The organism is Streptomyces sp. NBC_00236 (assembly GCF_036195045.1).
GTDB lineage: Bacteria > Actinomycetota > Actinomycetes > Streptomycetales > Streptomycetaceae > Streptomyces.
In genome coordinates this window covers 4,476,915-4,496,988 of sequence record NZ_CP108100.1, presented here as the reverse complement: position 1 = coordinate 4,496,988, position 20,074 = coordinate 4,476,915, and the positions used below count along the sequence as shown (strand labels likewise).

20 protein-coding genes are annotated in these 20,074 nt (G+C 71.8%); 11 read left to right on the top strand and 9 right to left on the bottom strand.

The genetic code is table 11. The features are described 5' to 3' along the window. Positions 1-156: 156 nt before the first annotated feature. The 5 genes from OG446_RS37220 to OG446_RS20300 form a co-directional block, all read right to left on the bottom strand. Positions 157-264: a putative leader peptide gene (locus OG446_RS37220; RefSeq protein ID WP_353961645.1), complete on the bottom strand. Its 108-nt coding sequence runs from the start codon at positions 262-264 to the stop codon at positions 157-159. Positions 265-527: 263 nt separating this feature from the next. Then, positions 528-1,223, bottom strand: coding sequence for an LmeA family phospholipid-binding protein (locus OG446_RS20315; protein ID WP_328895378.1), 696 nt, complete (start codon positions 1,221-1,223; stop codon positions 528-530). 147 nt (positions 1,224-1,370) lie between these two features. Further along, complete coding sequence (locus tag OG446_RS20310; protein ID WP_328895377.1) at positions 1,371-2,831, bottom strand: hypothetical protein; 1,461 nt, start codon at positions 2,829-2,831, stop codon at positions 1,371-1,373. A 10-nt stretch (positions 2,832-2,841) separates the two neighbouring features. Then, positions 2,842-3,096: a MoaD/ThiS family protein gene (locus OG446_RS20305; RefSeq protein ID WP_328895376.1), complete on the bottom strand. Its 255-nt coding sequence runs from the start codon at positions 3,094-3,096 to the stop codon at positions 2,842-2,844. A gap of 53 nt (positions 3,097-3,149) precedes the next feature. Then, positions 3,150-4,025 (bottom strand): alpha/beta hydrolase family protein, encoded by an 876-nt coding sequence (locus OG446_RS20300; protein ID WP_328895375.1) that lies wholly within the window; start codon positions 4,023-4,025, stop codon positions 3,150-3,152. A gap of 301 nt (positions 4,026-4,326) precedes the next feature. On the opposite strand from OG446_RS20300, the gene OG446_RS20295 reads away from it, so the two are divergent. The 5 genes from OG446_RS20295 (at position 4,327) to OG446_RS20275 (ending at position 9,689) form a co-directional block, all read left to right on the top strand. After that, entirely contained in the window at positions 4,327-5,130 is an 804-nt protein-coding gene (locus OG446_RS20295; RefSeq protein WP_328895374.1) for a response regulator transcription factor, read from the top strand. Positions 5,131-5,154: 24 nt separating this feature from the next. Next, positions 5,155-6,204 carry a LacI family DNA-binding transcriptional regulator gene (locus tag OG446_RS20290; protein ID WP_328895373.1) on the top strand — a complete coding sequence of 350 codons (1,050 nt, stop codon included), beginning with the start codon at positions 5,155-5,157 and terminating at the stop codon, positions 6,202-6,204. Positions 6,205-6,309: 105 nt separating this feature from the next. Then, positions 6,310-7,452 (top strand): S1C family serine protease, encoded by a 1,143-nt coding sequence (locus OG446_RS20285; protein ID WP_328895372.1) that lies wholly within the window; start codon positions 6,310-6,312, stop codon positions 7,450-7,452. A gap of 87 nt (positions 7,453-7,539) precedes the next feature. Continuing rightward, complete coding sequence (locus OG446_RS20280) at positions 7,540-8,268, top strand: response regulator transcription factor (RefSeq protein ID WP_328895371.1); 729 nt, start codon at positions 7,540-7,542, stop codon at positions 8,266-8,268. Then, positions 8,265-9,689 (top strand): sensor histidine kinase, encoded by a 1,425-nt coding sequence (locus OG446_RS20275; protein ID WP_328895370.1) that lies wholly within the window; start codon positions 8,265-8,267, stop codon positions 9,687-9,689. The genes OG446_RS20280 and OG446_RS20275 overlap by 4 nt, the downstream gene beginning before the upstream one ends. 10 nt (positions 9,690-9,699) lie before the next feature. Here OG446_RS20275 and OG446_RS20270 read toward each other — a convergent pair whose 3' ends face one another. Further along, on the bottom strand, positions 9,700-10,275 hold the full coding sequence (locus tag OG446_RS20270; protein ID WP_328895369.1) for a TetR/AcrR family transcriptional regulator: 576 nt from the start codon (positions 10,273-10,275) through the stop codon (positions 9,700-9,702). An 88-nt stretch (positions 10,276-10,363) separates the two neighbouring features. Here OG446_RS20270 and OG446_RS20265 point away from each other — a divergent pair, with 88 nt between their 5' ends. Next, on the top strand, positions 10,364-11,161 hold the full coding sequence (locus OG446_RS20265) for an alpha/beta fold hydrolase (protein WP_328895368.1): 798 nt from the start codon (positions 10,364-10,366) through the stop codon (positions 11,159-11,161). Positions 11,162-11,328: 167 nt separating this feature from the next. Here the strand turns inward: OG446_RS20265 and OG446_RS20260 are convergent, their stop codons facing one another. Next, a complete protein-coding gene (locus tag OG446_RS20260; RefSeq protein WP_328895367.1) occupies positions 11,329-11,919 on the bottom strand; it encodes a TetR/AcrR family transcriptional regulator in 591 nt (196 codons plus the stop codon). A 111-nt stretch (positions 11,920-12,030) separates the two neighbouring features. Between OG446_RS20260 and OG446_RS20255 the strand changes: the two genes are divergently transcribed. Next, complete coding sequence (locus OG446_RS20255) at positions 12,031-13,041, top strand: NADP-dependent oxidoreductase (protein ID WP_328895366.1); 1,011 nt, start codon at positions 12,031-12,033, stop codon at positions 13,039-13,041. Positions 13,042-13,093: 52 nt separating this feature from the next. Here the strand turns inward: OG446_RS20255 and OG446_RS20250 are convergent, their stop codons facing one another. Both OG446_RS20250 and OG446_RS20245 read right to left on the bottom strand, forming a co-directional pair. Beyond that, a complete protein-coding gene (locus OG446_RS20250) occupies positions 13,094-13,987 on the bottom strand; it encodes a phosphatidylinositol-specific phospholipase C (RefSeq protein WP_328895365.1) in 894 nt (297 codons plus the stop codon). A gap of 168 nt (positions 13,988-14,155) precedes the next feature. Next, on the bottom strand, positions 14,156-16,000 hold the full coding sequence (locus OG446_RS20245; RefSeq protein WP_328895364.1) for a bifunctional metallophosphatase/5'-nucleotidase: 1,845 nt from the start codon (positions 15,998-16,000) through the stop codon (positions 14,156-14,158). 640 nt (positions 16,001-16,640) lie between these two features. Here OG446_RS20245 and mshD point away from each other — a divergent pair. The 4 genes from mshD (at position 16,641) to OG446_RS20225 (ending at position 19,954) form a co-directional block, all read left to right on the top strand. After that, the gene (gene mshD, locus OG446_RS20240; RefSeq protein ID WP_328895363.1) at positions 16,641-17,579 is read left to right on the top strand and encodes a mycothiol synthase; all 939 of its coding nucleotides are present in this window, start codon (positions 16,641-16,643) and stop codon (positions 17,577-17,579) included. 91 nt (positions 17,580-17,670) lie between these two features. Further along, positions 17,671-18,081, top strand: a complete 411-nt coding sequence (locus OG446_RS20235; RefSeq protein WP_328895362.1) for a GntR family transcriptional regulator — start codon at positions 17,671-17,673, stop codon at positions 18,079-18,081. After that, positions 18,078-18,983, top strand: coding sequence for an ABC transporter ATP-binding protein (locus OG446_RS20230; protein ID WP_328895361.1), 906 nt, complete (start codon positions 18,078-18,080; stop codon positions 18,981-18,983). The genes OG446_RS20235 and OG446_RS20230 overlap by 4 nt, the downstream gene beginning before the upstream one ends. Then, positions 18,980-19,954 carry a hypothetical protein gene (locus OG446_RS20225; protein ID WP_328895360.1) on the top strand — a complete coding sequence of 325 codons (975 nt, stop codon included), beginning with the start codon at positions 18,980-18,982 and terminating at the stop codon, positions 19,952-19,954. Before OG446_RS20230 ends, OG446_RS20225 begins: the two co-directional genes overlap by 4 nt. Positions 19,955-20,074: the final 120 nt, after the last annotated feature.

Below are 20,074 nucleotides of genomic sequence, written 5' to 3'. Positions count from 1 at the left end.
GGGGCAGTCTGCGGCGGGATGATGCGAGTGGTGCGCGATGGTGCGTGGTGATCCGGATGTACGCGGCGAGGGTTCGGCGCGTGCACGGGTGCCACGCGGGATGGCCCCGACGAGCGGTCGAAGGGCCTGGAATGCGGGAAATCCGACGGATCCCGCTCAGACAGTGCGACAGAGCATGGCGGCGACGCGGCACAGGTCCACTGCCCGCCGCTTCGTGAGATCCGCCTGTCCCCGCTGCGGGAGACCGCTAATAGAGCACTGCATGGGACCGATCGTAGGGACGTACGGGCGGACATGTCACCGTTGTGTCGCATATTGAGACACGATCGTCCGGAGTGTGAGACGCGATCGAGGTCGCGGGCACCGCGAGGGAGCCGGCTGACCCATCCGGCACGTGGGGCATCTGCGGAACGGACTCCGCTGTCTCAGTATGTGGCGGCACGGCCGTCCGGAGGCAGGAAGGACCGGCATGGCTCCGCCCAGGAGCCCCTCTACCCGGCCGGGGCGGGAGTTATCCGGCGAGCGGGTTATCCGGCGAGGCGTACGTCGGCACCCGTCACGGAGATCTCCAGCCCGGCCGCGGTCGGCTGGATCCTCTCCAGCTTCAGGCCGTTCGGCAGTGTGCCGACCTCGCGCTCGAAGTCGGTCTTCTCGCGGACGAGCCCCTCGAGCCCGGGGATCGCCTCACCCGGCACCTTGTCCGCGTGCACCCGCACGGTGTGGCCGTCGACCAGGGTGACGGTGGACAGGACGCTGCGCGAGACGGTCCGGCCGACGACGGGGATGACCACCGTGCCGGTCACCTTCACCTTGCCGTTGCCGCCGTACTCGACGACGACACCGTCGGCGGCGGCCTTCGTCAGGTCCTCGTACGAGATGACGGCCGTCCCACTGGCCCGGGCGGCCGTGGCACCGGAGAAGCCGTCGGTCAGCCGCACCTGGTGCAGTCGGGCCTCCATGCTGCTGATCCGGAGCGCACGGCCGCCGGCGGTCGCCTCGATCCCGGTGACCTTCACGTCGACCTCGTCGAGTTCCGATCCGGCGACCTGGGTGAGGAACGGGAAGCCCTTGATGGAGACGTCCGTCGACCCGATCCGCGCCCCGGAGACCACCACCCGGTCCGCCGCCTCCGTCTCCGCGAAGTACACCGCCGCACGGTCCACCGCGATGAACACCCCGGTCAGAACCACCACGACGATCAGCAGTATTCGCAGTGCACGCATGCCCGTCCTCCCCCGCGCCACATCCATCGGATCCCTGGCGCCGTGAGCCTACTGCGGCCACATGTCACGCCCCGGGTGATCGACGTGCGGAAGCCCTCCAACGGTTCCCCGTGGAGGGCTTCGGCAGGCCGGGTGACGCGATACGGGCTACGCGACCATGCGCCCGATCAGATAGACGGCCGGGGCGGCCGCGGTGAGCGGCAGGGCCACACCCGCGGTCATGTGCACGAAGCGTGACGGGTAGTCATAGCTCGCCACCCGCAGCCCGATCAGCGCACATCCGCCGGCCGCGAGACCCAGCAACGCGCCCTTGGCCCCCAGGTCGGTGACGGCGCCGCCCACCGCACCGGCACCCGCGGCGACGACGAGCGCCGCCACGACCGAGGCCGGTCCGGGCAGCGGCAGCGCCCGGACGAGCACGGCGGCGGCGACGGCCACACCACCGGCCGTGACGGCGTCCGGGACGGCCGCGAGGTGGCCCGTGGCGAGCACCGCGAGCGCGGCCGAGGCGACCGTGGCCATCAGCCCCTGCATCCGCTCGTCGGCACCGGCCCGGCTGCGCAGCTGGAGCACGACGGTGAGCAGCACCCAGACCCCGAGGGTGCCCAGGATCGCGGCCGGACCGTTCTCCCGGCCGGCCGCGAGCAGCGCCACATCGGCGACGAGGCCGCCGGCGAAGGCGAGCGCGATGCCCTGCCGGGCCGGCCACATGCCGTTGAGCCGGAACCATCCCGCCGCGGTCACGGCCTGGAGCAGCACCAGCGGCACGACGAGGGCGTACTGCCCTACGGCCGCGCCGAGCGCGAGCAGCAGCCCGAGCCCCGCGGTGATCGCGGCCGGCTGCATCCCGGGTGCGATGACCGGTGAACGGCCCTCGGCGCGGGCCCGCTGGGCGTCGGTGATGCGGCTGTTGCCCAGAGTGGTCGGCGCGCCGTAGCCGTCCTCGCCCGGCGCGGGGGCCACGGGGGCCGGGGCGGGCGCTGCGGGAGCGGCCTGGGCCTCGGGGGGCAGCGGGTACGAGCCGGAGGCACCCTGCAACGGCGCCAGATACGCGGTCTCCTCGGCGGCCTGCACCGGGGGCGCCGACTGCGCGGGAGCCGTGGGCTGCACCGGAGGCGCCGGCTGCACGGGAGCCGTGGGCTGCACCGGGCCTGTGGGTCCGGCGGGCCGGATCGTCGGCTGGTACTGCGTGTCCCAGGTCTGGCCCTCCCAGGTCTGGGTGACCCCCTGGTCCCCGGCCGGCCAGCCGTCCCCGGGCTGCGCCTGCGGGGCGGGTGAGCCCTGCGGCGGGTACGGGGCGGCCTGCTGGGACTGGTGTGCGTCGTACCCGCCCGGCATCCCGTACGGTGCCGCACCGCCCGCGTAGGGCGCCTGCTGACCGTACGAGGGGTCGCTGTACGCCTGGGCCTGGTCGGCGTATCCCTGGCCGGTGTATCCCTGGCCGGTGTACGCCTGGCCGCCGTGCGAGGCATCGCCGTGCGAGGCATCGCCGTACGAGGCATCGCCGTACGAGGCATCGCCGTACGACTGCTGCTGCTGCGGCTCCTGCCCGTACGGATACTGCGGCTGCGGATATGGCGGCTGCTGCTGCTGATCGCTGCTGCTCATGTTCTGCGGTTCACCCTCCTGCGAACGGCGGGAGCACCTCGACCGTGCCGCCCTCGGCAAGGCGTACGGTCTCATGGCTCCGGGTCCCGACGGGGTCACCGTCGATGAGGAACGAACACCTTTGCAGTACGCGGCTCAGCTCGCCGGGGTGCCGCGCGCGGACCGCGTCGAGCGCCTCTTCGAGCGTCGCAGCGGTGTACGGCTCCTCCGCGGTTCCGGCCGCGGCCTTGGCGGCTGCCCAGTAGCGGATGGTTCCCGCAGGCATGGCGGCACTCCTCTCGTCTCGCGTCAGCTCACGCGTCGGCTGTCCATCATGGTTCACCGCGTCATCGCCCAGTCGGCGATGCGGGTGAGCAAGGTCTCGTCCGCGGCGTTCTCCGCATGGCCCATGCCGGGCTCCAGCCACAGGTCGGCGGCGTCGCCCGCCGCGTCGGCGAGCATCCGGGGGTGGTCGAGCGGGAAGTACGGGTCCCGGTCGCCGTGCACGATCAGGAGGGGGGCCGGGGCGATCCGGCCGGCCGCCTCGACCGGGGAGAGCGGGACGGGGTCCCAGTCGTCGCGGTCGATCCGGGTGCGGAAGCCGTACCGCCCGACGAGCCGGCCGGTGGGGCGGGTGACCATCCAGTGCAGGCGGCGCATCGGGGCCGTCCCCCGGTAGTACCAGCGCGCCGGAGCGCTCACCGACACCACCGCGTCCGCGTGCGCCTCCCCGTGCGCTTCCGTGCGCCCCTCGGGCTCCCCCACTGCCCCGGGGGCCGTATACAGCGCCCCGTGCCGAAGCACCACGGAACCGCCCATCGAGAATCCGGCCGTAACGATCCGCGTGTGTCCGAGCGACCGCGCCCAGGCCACGGCGGCCGCCAGATCCAGCACCTCGCGGTCGCCCACCGTGGACCGTCCGCCGGAGCGTCCGTGCCCCCGGAAGGAGAACGTGACCACCGCCGCACGCTGCGAGAACACCCGCACGGCACGCCGCACCGCGGGGCGGTCGGCCGAACCGGTGAATCCGTGCGCGACCACGATCGCCGTACCGGCACCGCCGGCCCCGGAGCCGGCGGCGTCATCTCCCGTACACGGGTCGTACACCGCCTCGATGAGGATCCCGTCATCGGCCCGCAACGCGGTCCGCAACGGACCGTGCGTGATCAAGGGAACAGAGGAACTCCGAAATCGCCCCTCGGACACAGAAGTCATGTGGGCTATTCTGCTGGGAAGAGGATCCGGGCAATGCAGCCCCCGGGTCCTTTTGTGCATTCCGCGCGTTGTTACGACGACGTTTCGACAAGCTCAGCGGTCCTGGGCGCGGGCCGCACGAGTAAAGGCCGTATGACGAAACGTCGTACGACCGCACACGAAAAAGCGTACGAAGCAGTGCCGCATACTCCCCCGGGTCCGACCCGGGAGTGCCCCTCTCGCAGGGAACGAGGAGGACCGACGTAATGGGCGAGCCAACCGTGCACCAACATCGACCGACGACCCAGGCAGGTGGGCGGCGATGAGTTCACTGCTGCTCCTGACGAATGCCCTCCAACCGTCGACGGAGGTGCTTCCCGCCCTCGGCCTCCTGCTGCACAGCGTGCGGGTGGCTCCCGCCGAGGGCCCCGCTCTCGTCGACACCCCCGGTGCCGACGTCATCCTCGTCGACGGACGGCGCGACCTGCCGCAGGTCCGTTCGCTCTGCCAGCTGCTGCGGTCCACCGGACCCGGCTGTCCGCTGATCCTCGTCGTCACGGAGGGCGGCCTCGCGGCCGTCACCGCGGACTGGGGCATCGACGACGTGCTGCTGGACACGGCGGGCCCCGCCGAGGTGGAGGCGCGGCTGCGGCTGGCCACCGGCCGGCAGCAGATCACCGCCGACGACTCCCCGATGGAGATCCGCAACGGCGATCTCTCGGTGGACGAGGCCACGTACAGCGCGAAACTCAAGGGCCGGGTCCTGGACCTGACCTTCAAGGAATTCGAACTGCTCAAGTACCTGGCGCAGCACCCGGGCCGGGTCTTCACCCGCGCCCAGCTGCTCCAGGAGGTCTGGGGCTACGACTACTTCGGCGGTACGCGGACGGTCGACGTCCACGTACGGCGGCTGCGCGCCAAGCTCGGCCCCGAGCACGAGTCGCTGATCGGCACCGTCCGCAACGTGGGCTACCGCTTCGTCGCACCGGAGAAGGTGGAACGCGCCGCCGCCGAGGAGGCCAAGGCCGCGGCCTCCAAGGCGACCACCGAAACCCTCACCCGTTCGGAGCAGCCGGAGGAGGCCGAGGTCACGGAAGAAGCCCCGGTCCGGCCTGCCGTGAAGTAGTTCCATCCGCGTAGACTGCCGCGCGTGGCCAAGGTGACGCGGGACGATGTGGCGAGACTGGCGGGGACGTCGACCGCCGTGGTCAGTTACGTCATCAACAACGGACCCCGGCCGGTCGCCCCGGCCACGCGCGAGCGGGTGCTCGCCGCGATCAAGGAGCTGGGCTACCGGCCCGACCGGGTCGCCCAGGCGATGGCCTCGCGGCGGACCGATCTCATAGGGATGATCGTGCCGGACGCCCGGCAGCCGTTCTTCGCGGAGATGGCGCACGCGGTCGAACAAGCCGCCGCCGAGCGCGGGAAAATGGTGCTCGTCGGCAACTCCGACTACCGCGACGAGCGCGAGGTCCACTACCTGCGTGCCTTCCTCGGCATGCGGGTCTCCGGCCTGATCCTGGTCAGCCAGGGACCCAGCGAGCGCGCGGCGGCGGAGATAGAGGCGTGGGACGCCCGGGTCGTGCTGCTGCACGAGCGGCCCGAGGCGATCGACGACGTCGCGGTCGTCACGGACGACGTCGGCGGCGCCCAGCTCGCCACCCGCCACCTGCTGGAACACGGCAACGAGTACGTCGCGTGCCTCGGCGGCATGGAGTCGACCCCGGCGGTCGGCGACCCGGTCGCCGACCACGTCGAGGGCTGGCGCCGGGCCATGCACGAGTCCGGCCGCTCGACCGAGGGCCGGCTCTTCCAGGCCCCGTACAACCGTTACGACGCCTACCAGGTGGCCCTCGGGCTCCTCGCGGGCCCCGACCGCCCGCCGGCGATCTTCTGCACCACGGACGACCAGGCCATCGGGGTGCTGCGGGCCGCGCGCGAGCTGCGGATCGACGTGCCCGGTGAGCTCGCGGTGGCGGGCTTCGACGACGTGAAGGAAGCCGGTCTGACGGACCCGCCGCTGACGACGGTGTTCTCCGACCGCCCGGCGATGGCGCGGGCCGCGGTCGACCTGGTGCTGGACGACTCGCTGCGGGTGTCGGGTTCGCGGCGGGAGCGGCTGAAGCAGTTCCCCTCGGCACTGGTGGTCCGGCGCTCCTGCGGCTGCGGGGAGCCGCCGACGGCCCGGGTGCTCGGCTGACCGACCGGCTGACCGGCCGGCCTTTATATCGGGCATACGAGCTTCTGCCGGGCTTCTCAGGGCACGCTCAGGGTCCTCTCATGTTCGCTGGACAGGCTCGTAGACATGACAGAGACCCAGCGCCCGAGCGGCGAGTACCCGATGTACCCCTCGTACGGCAACGGAGACGCGGCCTACCCGCCGCCGCCGTCATACCAGCCCGTCCAGCCGGTCGCGATGGGCCCCGGCACCACCGTGTGGCCCGCCCCCGGCACGGCCGACGCGTACGCCGCAGGTGCGGGCGGCCACGGCGGTGACGGTCTCCACGGGCTGCCGCAGGCCGCTCCCGAGCCGTCCGCCCCCCGCCGCCGGGCCCGCCGGCCCGTCGCGCTCCTCGCGGCGGTGGCCATCGCGGCCGCGATCGTCGGCGGCGGCACCGCCACCGTGATCGGACAGCTCACGGACGACGGGACCGGCGGTACGGCCGGCAGCGTCGTCCCCGGCACCACCGTCTCGCAGAGCAGCAAGGGCACCGTCTCCGGCGTGGCCGCGGCCCTCGCGCCGACGATCGTCGAGATCGGCGCGACGTCGACCTCGGGCGAGTCCACCGGTTCCGGCGTGGTCATCACGTCGGACGGCGAGATCGTCACCAACAACCACGTCATCGCCGGCGCCTCATCCATCACGGTCACGCTGAGCACCGGCAAGACGTACACCGCCGACATCGTCGGCACGGACGCCGACAAGGACCTCGCGCTGATCAAGCTCCGGGGCGCGAGCGGTCTGAAGACGGCCACCCTCGGCGACTCCTCCCAGGTGGCCGTCGGCGACCAGGTCGTCGCGATCGGCTCGCCCGAGGGCCTCACCGGCACGGTCACCAGCGGCATCGTGTCCGCACTCGACCGCGATGTCACGGTCGCCAAGGACAGCGACAGCGGGAGCGGCCAGGAGCAGGGCCAAAACGGCCAGGGCGGCGGACAGCAGTGGCCGTTCGAGTTCGGCGGACAGCAGTTCAACGGCGACACCGGCGACTCCACCACCACGTACAAGGCCATCCAGACCGACGCCTCGCTGAACCCGGGCAACTCCGGTGGCGCCCTGATCAACATGAACGGCGAGATCATCGGCATCAACTCGGCGATGTACTCGGCCAGTTCGTCCAACGGTTCCAGCAGCGCCGGCGCGGGCAGCGTCGGCCTCGGCTTCGCCATCCCGGTGAACACCCTCAAGGCCGACCTCGACACGCTGCGGGCCGGCAACGGCTCCTGACCCGCGCGGTGCGGCAGCGCCCGGCGGCACGCGGCTGAGAAACTGGGCCGCCCGGCCCGTACGGAACGAGAAGAGGACGAAGCAGCGATGAGCCCCGCCGAAGACGATCCGCAGCGCATCCTGATCGTCGACGACGAGCCCGCCGTGCGCGAGGCCCTGCAGCGCAGCCTCGCGTTCGAGGGGTACGGCACCGAGGTCGCCGTCGACGGTCTCGACGCCCTCACGAAGGCGGAGTCGTACGACCCCGATCTCATCGTCCTCGACATCCAGATGCCGCGGATGGACGGGCTGACGGCCGCCCGCCGGATCCGTGCCACGGGCGCCACCACGCCCATCCTGATGCTCACCGCCCGTGACACCGTCGGCGACCGCGTCACCGGTCTCGACGCGGGCGCCGACGACTACCTGGTCAAGCCCTTCGAACTGGACGAGCTCTTCGCCCGCATCCGGGCCCTGCTGCGCCGCAGTTCGTACGCGGCCGCGGCGGGCCCCGTCCCCGACGACAACGTGCTGGCCTTCGCCGATCTGCGCATGGACCTCGCGACCCGCGAGGTCATGCGCGGCACCCGCCACGTGGAACTGACCCGCACCGAGTTCACCCTCCTGGAGATGTTCCTGGCGCACCCGCGCCAGGTGCTGACCCGTGAGCAGATCCTCAAGGCGGTCTGGGGCTTCGACTTCGAACCGAGCTCCAACTCCCTTGACGTGTACGTGATGTACCTGCGCCGCAAGACGGAGGCGGGCGGCGAACCCCGCCTGGTCCACACGGTCCGCGGCGTGGGGTACGCGCTGCGGTCGGGCGGGGGCGAGGGATGACCGGCCCGCTCCGGCGGATCCGCGCCCTGCCGCTCCGCTCCCGGCTGGCGCTGCTGGTCGCGACCGCCGTGGCGGTGGCGGTCGCGGCGGTGGCGGTGGCGTGCTGGTTCGTGACGAAGGCGCAGCTGGAGCATCAGCAGGACACGTCGCTGCGCAACACCACGGTCGACGGGCGCTACCTGACCTCCTTGTACTCGTACTGTCTGGGCACCGGACAGCAACTGCCCCGTACCGACTCCGGGCTCACCGTTCAGCTCATCGACGCCCAGGGAACGGTCTGCACCGACCCGGAGTCGGCGGCGCTTCCGGTGACCGATTCCGACCTCGCCGTGGTCGATGGTGAGCAGCCGACGGCGCTGCACTCGTCGACCGACGCGGACGGCGTGAAGATGCGCGTGTTCACGAAGCCGGGCGAGGTGAAAGGGGTCGGCCAGCCTTCCCTCAAGATCGGCATCTCCTTCGCCCGCCCCCTGAGCGAGGTCGACAAACCCCTCACCACCCTCGCCTGGGTCCTCCTCCTCGTCTCCGGCATCGGCGTCATCGGCGCCGGCGCCGCCGGACTCTGGGTGGCCCGTTCCGGTCTGCGCCCCGTCGACGAGCTCACCGAGGCGGTCGAGCACGTCGCCCGTACCGAGGACCTGACGGTCCGCATCCCGGTGGAGGGCGAGGACGAGATCGCCCGGCTCTCCCGCTCGTTCAACTCGATGACCGCGTCACTCGCCACCTCCCGCGACCGGCAGGCGCAGCTCATCGCGGACGCCGGCCATGAACTCCGCACCCCGCTGACCTCGCTCCGCACCAATGTCGAACTCCTCGCCCGGAGCGACGAGACCGGCCGGGCCATCCCGCCGGACGACCGCAGGGCGCTGATGACGTCGGTGAAGGCGCAGATGACGGAGCTGGCCGCGCTCATCGGCGATCTCCAGGAACTCGCGCGCCCGGACGCGGCGGACCCCGGTCCGCTCCAGGTGATCGCGCTCCACGACATCGTCCGCACCGCCCTGGACCGCGCCCGGCTGCGCGGCCCGGAGCTGACCATCACGGCGGAGCTGGCCCCCTGGTACGTGCGGGCGGAACCGGCCGCGCTGGAGCGGGCGGTCGTCAACGTCCTGGACAACGCGGTGAAGTTCAGCCCGCACGGCGGCACGATCGACGTCGTCCTGCACCGGGGCGAGCTGACGGTCCGCGACCACGGTCCCGGCATCCCCGCCGACGAGCTCCCCCACGTCTTCGAACGCTTCTGGCGCTCCCCGTCCGCCCGCCAGCTCCCCGGCTCGGGCCTCGGCCTGTCGATCGTGGCGCGTACGGTCCAGCAGGCCGGCGGCGGGATCGACCTGCGCCCCGCGACGGGCGGCGGCACGGAGGCGGTGATCCGTCTCCCGGGGGCGCCCCAGCCACCGCCGGAGGCGCCGCGGGGATGAGCGAGGGGGCCTACGCCCCTTCCAGCCGCCCCGCCAGCGCCCGCAGCCCCGCCGCGATCTCGGCGGCGTCCGGGGCCTGCTCAGGGTCGGTCAGCCACTGGATCATCACGCCGCTCATCAGCGCGAGCTGCACCGAACCGAGCCCTCGCACATCCGCCTCGGCGACCTCCGCCTCCGGCACCCCGGCCAGCCGGGCCGCGACACCCCGACGACCCTCGCGCTGACCGGCGGCCAGGAGAGCCAGCAGCTCAGGGGAGCTCTGGGCATGAACGAAGGCCTCCACCGAGGCGATCCAGAGCCAGCGGTCGGTGCGGTACGAGGCGATCTCGCGCGCCCACAGGTCCGCGTACCGCTCGGCGGCCGAGCCGTCGCCCACCCCGGACTCCGCACCGACCCCCTGACCCCACTCGTCGATGGCCGCGAACAGCGCCTGGTTGAGCAGGGCCTCGCGGGAGCCGAAGTGGTAGCCGATCGCGGCCATCGAGACCCGGGAGGCGGTGGCGATGTCGCGCACGGTGGTGCGGAGATAGCCCTTCTCCTCCAGGCAGTGCCTCGCTCCGGCCAGCAGGTCCTCGCGGTTTCCCATGCCCGGGATCGTACGGCTCCCTCGCTTGGACAAGCGATCTATACAAGCGTATTGCGCATGCGATCTATACGTGCGTACAGTCACTGTCATGACTCAGCAGACCGCATCCCGACGTGAACTGACCATCGACGGCCGACGCCTCTCCTACCTGGACCACGGCCCCGCCACCGGCCGCCCGCTCCTCGCCCTGCACGGCCATCTCTCCGAGGGCGCGTCCTTCGACGGTCTCGCCGCCGAACTCGGCCCGGAATGGCGGGTCATCGCCCCCGACCAGCGCGGCCACGGCGACTCCGACCGGGCGGACGACTACAGCCGCGAGGGGTACGTCTCCGATCTGGCCGCCCTGCTCGACCACCTGAACCCCGGCCCGGTCGTCGCTCTCGGACACTCGCTCGGCGGCATCAACGCGGTACACCTCGCCACCACCCGGCCCGCCGCCGTCGCCGCCCTCGTCAACACCGACGCCCCGGTCGACCTGCCGCACCAGGACCCCGGCCCCCTGGCCTTCCTCGCCGGCTTCCCGTACACCGCACCCACCCGGGAGGAACTGATCGCCGCCTGCGGCCCGGTGGGCCCGATGGTGGGGCCCCTGCTCCGCCCGCTGCCGGGCGGCGACGGCTGGCGGCTGCCGTTCCACCCGCAGGACACACTCGCCTCCGAAGCGCAGGTGCACGGCGACCACTGGGCGCAGTGGCTGGTGAGCGACTGCCCCGCGCTGGTGATCAACGGCCGCACCAGTCAGGCACTGCCCGCCGAGCAGGCCGCAGCGATGGCGTCACTGCGCCCGCGCACCGCACTCGTCACCCTGGAGACGGATCACTTCGTCCAGCTCCAGGACCCGAAGGGATTCGCGCAGGCGGTACGGGAGTTCCTGGCGACCCTCTGAAGGCCCGGCCCTTCCCGGTCGGACCAGCGGCGAGAGCGAGCCCGCACCCCGCGCCGGGCGGCGCCGCGGAAGCCGCGATCCGCCTCCCGGGGGCGCCCCGTCACCGTCGAAGCCGCCACGGAGGCGAGCGGGCGCCCGAGTCCGCTGCACTGCCGGGGCCGCTTCAGTCACCGGCCCGAGGACGGCGGTTCCACCCTGACGCCGCCGCTCCCCGCGCTCGTCAGGATCGAGCCGGCGACCACCTCGAAGAGATGATCGGCGCGTGGCGCGAGCGAGGGCTGATCGCCGAGCCAGGCGAGCATGGCCACCAGCGCGAACAGATCGGCGCCGTCGATGTCGCTCCGCGCCGCGCCCACGGCCTGGGCACGGGCGAGAAGCCGCGCACCGGCCGCACGCAGGGTGACGCACGAAGCATGGAGGGCGGATTCGGCGTCCTCGATGGCAGCCGCCATCAGCACGGTCACCCCCCGGTACTCGGTGGTCCATGCGACGCAGTCGCGCAGCCACGTGGCGAGGGCTTCCTCGGGTGAGCTCGATGCCTCGAGCTCACCGGCCTGTGCGGTCAGCTCTTCGAAGCTCGTGCGGAGCAGGGCATCGAGCAGCGCCTCGCGCGTCGGGAAGTGCCGCAGCAGCGTCGCGAGCCCGACCTCGGCCCGGCGTGCGATGTCGCGCAGCGACACGTCGACACCTTGCTCCGCTATGGCCGTGCCCGCTACTGCGAGCAGGTGGTCGCGGTTCTTCCTGGCGTCGGCCCGCATCTGCTCCCCTTGACTATCCGGATCACTGATCCATATATTCGGATCAGTGATCCGCTTATGTGGACCACTGATCCGAATCAGCCTATCCCGCAGCGCGGTCAGGAGAAGACGATGCCGGCACACACGATGAGGGCGATCCGGCTCCACGAGCACGGCGGCCCTGAGGTCCTGCGCTACGACGAGCTGCCGATCCCCGAGGTGGGGCCGGGCGAGGTGCTCGTCCGCGTCCACGCGGTCGGCGTCAATCCCCCCGACTGGTACCTGCGCGACGGCATGTCCAATCTGCCCCCGGAGACGAGGCCGAAGTTCGACCTGCCCGTGGTTTCGGGGACGGATCTGTCGGGTGTCGTCGAGGCCGTCGCCGCGGACGTGGACAGCTTCTCCGTCGGCGACGAGGTCTTCGGTCTCCTTCGCTTCCCCAGCTTCGACGGCAACACCTATGCCGAGTACGTGGCCGCGCCGGCATCGGACCTCGCACTCAAGCCGGCCGGTATCGATCACGTACAGGCCGCCGGGGCCCCCATGGCCGGGCTCACCGCGTGGCAGTTCCTGATCGAGCTCGGACACGATCACCCGTCGCCCTTCCAGGCGGCGAAGCACCGCCCGGTGCCGCTCGACGCCGACACGAAGGTGCTCATCAACGGCGCCGCAGGCGGTGTGGGCCATTTCGCGCTACAGCTGGCGAAGTGGAAGGGCGCGCATGTCACCGCGGTGGCATCGGGCGCGCACGAGACGTTCCTCCGCGAGCTCGGTGCCGACCGGTTCATCGACTACACCAAGAACCGTCCCGAGGACCTCGTACGCGACGTCGACGTCGTTCTCGACGCCGTCGGCGGACCCGCCAGCACGCGCTTCCTGCGCACGCTCAAGCGCGGCGGCTCCCAGTTCCCCGTGTTCTTCGGCGAATTCGACGAAGAGGAGACCGCAAGGCTGGGCGTCACGGTCACGGGCACCCAGGTCCGCTCGAACGGCGCGCAGCTCGCCGAACTGGGACGCCTGCTCGACACGGGCGCGGTCCGCGTCGCGATCGACAGCACGTTTCCGCTCGCGGACGCCCGGGCAGCGCACGAACGCGCCGCCCAGGGACACATCCAGGGCAAGATCGTCCTCACGGTCGCTTAGGCCGAGTCGCTTCAGGCCGCGTCCGGCACACCGACGGCAACGGGAACGTGGCTCAGGAGGCCGGGTTGTGCCGGATCAGCGACTCCACCAGCCCCGACCGGGTTGCCGGAAAGTCCAGCGGGACGATGCCCAGCCCGGTCCAGCCGGCCGTCCCCGAGGAGTCGAGGAAGGAGTGGACCTGCGGGTTGAGCCGGTCCGCGTTCCAGCGGGGCGGCAGCAGGGCGGCGGTGCTCACGTAGTTCATGAACAGCTTGCCCGGCTGCTCGGCCGCCTTGCGGAACTGGGCCTCGATCTTCGGGTACTTGGCGAACGGCTCCGCCATGTAGTCGTCCTGGATGTCGAAGAGCCCCGGATCGGCGTACCGCACCCCGGGCAGCCCGCCGTTGTCGGCGAGCAGCACCACCTTGCCGCGGGCCGCTCCCAGCGCCGGCAGCGCGGAGTCGATGTGGAACAGCGGGCGCCAGCCCTTCGTGTCGAGGTACAGGTCGAAGATCCGGCGGAACGCGGCGTCGCTCTCCTCCGAGTACTCCTGCTTGACCCGCATCAGCACCGTCTCGGTGGGCCGCTGAGCGAGGAAGTCCCAGCAGGCGCCGAGAACATCGCCGAACATCAGGTTCTGGTACGAGGCCCCGTGGTGGATCGCGAACGAGTCGCCGGTGATCCGGCAGCGTACGTCCAGAAAGCGCACCCCGCTGTTCAGCTGCTCCGCGATCGTCGTGTTCTGGCACTCGGTCCAGGGGCCGCCGAAGCGGGCGCCGGAGTCGTGCGAGCCGGGAATCGTCAGCCGCTGGAGCGCGGTGGCGTCCGCGATGCCGCTCATCCAGTCCTGCACGGTGAGGGCCTGCCGGGCCTCGGCGCGCGCGGGCGCCGTACCGACGAGGGCGGTGGCGGACAAGGCCAGAGCTCCGGCCAGGAAGTGTCTGCGGTTCGCGGTGTACGGGCTCATGCGGGGATGCCTCCGGGGGCCGTGTGGGGGTCAGCTCCCGGATTATGACCCGTACACATCACACGCGGAACAGGGCGTACGCCTCGGGCCGCGGCGCGACAACGACAGGATGCGCGGGCCGGGGCCGCCGCCCCCACCCGCGCATCCTGTCGTTGTCGTACGCCGGAACTACTGAACGATCGTGATCCGGTCCGTCGCCGGCGGGGCCAGCGGGGCCGAGGCCGTGGAGTGCGCCGACAGGTAGGCGTTGAACAGATCCAGGTCGGAGGCGCCGACCAGCTTGTTGGTGCCCGCGCCGAGGGCCGCGAAGCCGTCGCCGCCGCCCGACAGGAACTCGTTCATCGCAACCCGGTAGGTCTTGGCCGGGTCGATCGCCTCACCGTTCAGCTTGATCGTGCCGGTGACCACGCGGGCCGCACCGGCCTTCGTCATGTCCAGGGTGTAGGTGAGGCCCCTCGAAACCTGAAGGATCTTCGGGGACGCCTCGTTCGAGCCGCTGACCTGCTGCTGGAGCGCGGTGACGAGCTGCGCGCCGGTCAGGTCGACGACCGTCATCATGTTGGTGAACGGCTGCACGGTGAACGACTCCCCGTACGTCACCACGCCGTCGCCCTCGCTGCCCGACGCCTTGTACACCAGGTCGGCACGGATGCCGCCCGGGTTCATGAACGCGACGACCGCCCCGCCCTTGTCCGCCGGGGCCAGGCCCTCCAGCTGTGCGTCGGCGATCAGGTTGCCGAGCGGCTTCTCGGGGGCCGTGGAACCGCGGCCGTTGATGTCGGCGGCGATGAAGCCCTGCGGCCGGCTCGCGATCGGCGCCGCGAGCGTGTTCCAGCGGGCGATCAGGTCCGTCATGTCGGTGGCCTTGGCCTGGTCCCGGGTGACGACGTGGTTCACCGAGACCGGGTTCGCGGCCGAGGAGTGCTTCGACGACTTCACCGCGGTGCGCACGATGTCCTTGGTGCGGCGGTCGTACGTCAGCGTCGTGTCCGTGTACAGCTTGCCGAACGACGAGGCCGAGGTGACCAGGCGCGGGTTGCCCGCCGGGTCCGGGATCGTGCACACGTACGCCTGGTGGGTGTGGCCCGTGACCAGCGCGTCGACCTTCGGCGAGATGCCCTTGGCGATCTCGGTGATCGGACCGGAGATACCGTCACCCGCGGCCGGGCTGTCGCAGTCGTAGTTGTACGAGGACGAGGCCGGGGCACCACCCTCGTGGATCAGCGTGACGATGGACTTCACGCCCTGCCGGTCCAGCTCCTTGGCGTACTTGTTGACCGTCTCGATCTCGTCGTGGAACTTCAGGCCCTTGACGCCGTTGGCCGTCACGATGTTCGGCGTGCCCTCCAGGGTCACCCCGATGAAGCCGATCTTGACGCCGTTCTTCTTCCACACCGTGTACGGCTTGAGGATCGGCTTGCCGGTCTTCTCGTCCGTCACATTGGCGGCCAGGTACGGGAAGTCGGCGCCCTCGAACTCCTTGCCCTCCTCGTAGCACCCCTCGACCGGGTGGCAGCCGCCGTTCTGGAGGCGGGCCAGCTCGGTGGCGCCCTCGTCGAACTCGTGGTTGCCGACGGTCGTCACATCGAGGTCGATCTTGTTGAGCGCCTCGATGGTCGGCTCGTCGTGGAACAGGCCCGACAGCAGCGGGCTCGCCCCGACCATGTCACCGCCGGCCGCGGTGATGGAGTACGGGTGGCCCTTGCGCGCCGCACGCAGCGACGAGGCGAGGTACTCCACGCCGCCGGCCGGGACGGCCTTGGTCGTGCCGTCCGCCTGCTTCTCGGTGACCGTGCCGGCCGAGCCGGACGGCGGCTCCAGGTTGCCGTGCAGGTCGTTGAAGGACAGCAGTTGCACGTCCACGGTCCGGGACGGCGTGTGGTGGCCGTGGCCCTTGCCGTGGGCCTGGGCGCCGGCCGGCATGGCGGCGACCAGCGCGCCTACGGTGGCCAGACCGGCTGCGGCGGCGAGCACCCGCCGGGACGCGCGGTTCTTCTGCGGTGTCGCTGACATCGGTCCCCTTGTGAGTTGACTGCGTGCCGCAGCCTAGAGTCAACGCGCGTAGCGCGACAGGTATTCAGGGTTACGAATAGGTTGCCGTCCGATGCGCATGGGGGCGTTCCTCGGGTGCGGGTCCCCTGCGGGGTGCGGGTGCCTGGGGTGCGGGGTTCCGTCCTCAATCGCCGGACGGGCTTGATGGGTGCGGGTGCCCCGCCCCGGTGCGCGGTTGCCCGGTGGGTGGGGTCCGGTGCCCCTCCGGGGCGTCTCCTCAAACGACGAACGTTTCCAGTCCCACGCAGCGGACCCCGGTATTTGTTCGTCGTCCTGCGGGGACTCCCCTGCACGGCCCCGGACCGGCCGTCCCGCGTCTGCGGCAGTCGCAGGGCCGGTGTGCAGACGCGGGTGATGCCGGGTGGGGGCGTGCAGGGGAGTCCCCGCAGAAAATGGCGTACGACCCGGGCGCCTGTTCGTCGTCGGGTGCACACGCCATTTTTGAGGAGTCTCCCCGGAGGGACCCCACCCCCACCCACCGCACAGAGGCGCACCCCGCGGCGGGGCCGCACCAACAAGCCCGTCCGGCGATTGAGGACGGAACCCCCCGCCCCGGAAAGGGGCGGGCAACAACACCGCCTTCCGCCGTACGCTCGTACACATGACGACTGACGTACCCCTCCCCGCCCCCGGACGCGAGATCCAGACGCTCGACACCCTCTCCCCCGACCAGGCGGCCGCCGTCTCCGAGCTGCTCGCCGAGGCCGCGCAGTCCGACGGCCGGCAAGCCGTGTCCGAGCAGGGGCGGCTGCAGTTGCGGGGCGGGCACCGGGAAGGCGTACGGCACTTCCTGCTGACCGCCGGAGGCACGCTGGTCGGGTACGCGCAGCTGGAGGACACCGACCCCGTCGAGGCTCCGGCCGCCGAGCTGGTCGTGCATCCGTCGTACCGCGGGCACGGGCACGGACGGGCGCTCGGGGCCGCGCTGCTCGCCGCGACCGGCAAGCGGCTGCGGGTCTGGGCGCACGGCGGCAAGTCCGCCGCGCGCCACCTCGCGCAGGTGCTCGGCCTCTCGCTCTTCCGCGAACTGCGTCAGCTGCGCCGCCCGTTGAGCCCGCTGAACATCGCCGAGCCGGTGCTGCCGCCGGGCGTCACCGTCCGCGCGTTCGTGCCGGGCGAGGACGACGCCGCCTGGCTCGCCGTGAACAGCGCCGCCTTCGCCCACCACCCCGAGCAGGGCTCACTGACCCAGCGCGACCTGGACGACCGCAAGGCCGAGCCGTGGTTCGACCCGAAGGGGTTCTTCCTCGCCGAGCGCGGTACGGACGACGGCGGCTCCGAGCTGATCGGCTTCCACTGGACGAAGGTGCACGCCGAGGAGCAGCTCGGCGAGGTGTACGTGGTCGGCATCCGGCCCGACGCACAGGGCGGCGGCCTGGGCAAGGCGCTGACCGCGATCGGGCTGCGCCACCTCGCCTCCGAGGGGCTGCCCACCGCAATGCTCTACGTCGACGCGGACAACACGGCGGCCGTGGCCGTCTACGAGCGGATGGGCTTCACCACCCACGAGGTCGACCTGATGTACCGCACGGAGTCCTGAGCCACCGTCAGGACCACGAGGGGCGGCGTCGCTTGACGCCGCCCCTTTCTTGCGCCACCCTTTCACTACTCAATTAGTGAAAGGGGTGAACATGGCAGAGTCCGCAGCGGTCGAGTTCCGCATCGACCGGCGCAGCGGCGTCGCCACGTACCTCCAGATCGTCCAGCAGACCAAACAGGCGCTGCGGCTGGGGCTGCTGGAGCCCGGCGACCGGCTGCCCACCGCCCGCGAGGTCGTGGAGGCCACCGCCATCAACCCGAACACCGTGCTGAAGGCGTACCGCGAGCTGGAGCGCGAGGGTCTCGTCGAGGCGCGGCGCGGCCTCGGCACCTTCGTCACCCGGGCCCTCGGCGGCGCGGCGGCGGCCGACGACGCCCCGCTGCGCGCCGAGCTCACCGACTGGGCCCGCCGGGCCCGCGCCGCCGGCCTGGACAGGGACGACGTGGGCGCGCTCTTCACCGCCGTACTGGACAAGACGTTCGAGGGGGATCACACCGGATGACAGGCGCTGCGATCGAGGCCGTGGGCCTCGGCATGACCTATCGGAGCAGAGGCGGTAACCGGGTGCTGCACGACTGCTCGTTCCGGCTGCCCGCCGGACGCGTGTGCGCGCTCGTCGGGCCCAACGGGGCGGGCAAGTCGACCCTGCTGGGCATCGCCGCGGGGTTCCTGCGGCCGGCCGAGGGAACGGTACGGGTGCTGGGCCTGACGCCCGCCGAGGCCCGGGCCCGGATGGCCTTCGTGGCCCAGGACAAGCCGCTGTACCCGCAGTTGACGGTCACCGAGACGCTCTGGGCGGGCGCCGAACTGAACCCCGCCACCTGGGACCAGGACACGGCCGAACGCATCACGGAACCGCTCCCCGGCGGGGCGAAGGTCCGCACACTGTCGGGCGGTCAGCGCACCCGGCTCGCCCTGGCCCTCGCCCTGGGCAAGCGGCCCGAACTGCTGCTCCTGGACGAGCCGATGGCCGACCTCGACCCCCTGGCGCGCCATCAGCTGATGGGCGCGCTGATGGCGGAGTCCGCCGAGCACGGCACGACCATCGTGATGTCCTCGCACATCCTCACCGAGCTGGAGGGCGCCTGCGACTACCTCCTGCTCGTCGACGGCGGCCGCGTCCGCCTCGGCGGTGAGACGGACGACCTGATCGCCGCGCACACCCTGCTCACCGGCCCGGTGGGCGACCTCGCGCCGCACACCGTGGTCGAGTCCCGCACCACGGGACGGCAGCTGACCGCACTCGTCAGGAGGGAGGGCCCGGTGGACGCGTCCGCCGGCTGGGAGACGGCGGAGCCGTCACTGGAGGAGCTGCTGCTGGCGCACCTGCGGTCACCGGACGCGCCCCCGCTCCTCACGCCGAGCGCGGACGGCCTGGCACGTGAGGCGGTGAGCGCCGCATGAGCGCCCTCGCCCTGCGCGGCCCGGCCCGCGTCATCGTCCTCCAGCACCGCCGTGCCCTGTGGATCGCGGGGGCGCTCGCGCTCGCCGGGGTCGTTCTGATGACCGCGTCCGTGTGGTGGAACTCCGGCACGGCGGACGCCTACGCGGACAGCGGGTGCTCGTTCATGGACACCTCCCTGCGCTGCCAGGCGGTGTTCGACGACAAGCTCAGCCACCAGGCGTGGCTCAGGGACGTGCTGCGCTACGCGGGCGTCGCCATGATGGTGCTGCCCGCGGCCATCGGCGCGTTCGTCGCCGGTCCGATGATCGGCCGGGAGCTGGAGAGCGGCACGTTCCGGCTGGCCTGGTCGCAGTCCGTCTCCCCCGCCCGCTGGCTCCTCACCAAGCTCACGGTGCCGGCGGCTATCACGGTGGTGGCGGTGCCGGTGCTCTCGGCCGTGTACGCCTGGTGCCGGACCTCCCCCGACACCGACCGCCTGGCCTGGTACGACACGAGCGTGTACGCGGCGACGGGCACACTGCCCACGGCCTCGGCCCTGCTCGGCATCGCCCTCGGCGCGCTCGCCGCGCTGCTGGTGCGCCGTACGCTCCTCGCCATGAGCATCACGGCCCTGGCCTACGGGGCGGTGGCTCTGACGCTCGGCGCCGTACGCAGCAGCCTGTGGGCGGTCACTACCGTGGTCACGCCGCTGAACGCCACCCCGGCCGGTCTTCCGGGCAGCACCCTGTTCGTCGGCAGCGGGCTGATGGCGGGAGAGCAGCAGCTGCCCGGCGAAACCTGCTACCGGGACCCCGTCCCCGAGCTGGTGGACCGCTGCCTGGCCGACCACCACATCACCGGCACGTACACCGACTACCACCCCGCCTCGCACTTCTGGCCCCTCCAGCTCGTCGGAACGGGCATCGTCCTCGTCCTCGCCGCCGTCGCCCTGGCGCTGGCCTTCCGCGTCCTGCGCCGCCGCCACGCCTGAGAGACCGGCCGTGTCCGGAGGCCCACGGGCCCCCGGACACGGCCACACCGCTTCCTGCATGTCATGTCGCCGTTACCGGGCATTCAGACGCCCTTGCGACCCTCTCAGGATGCAGCCAGC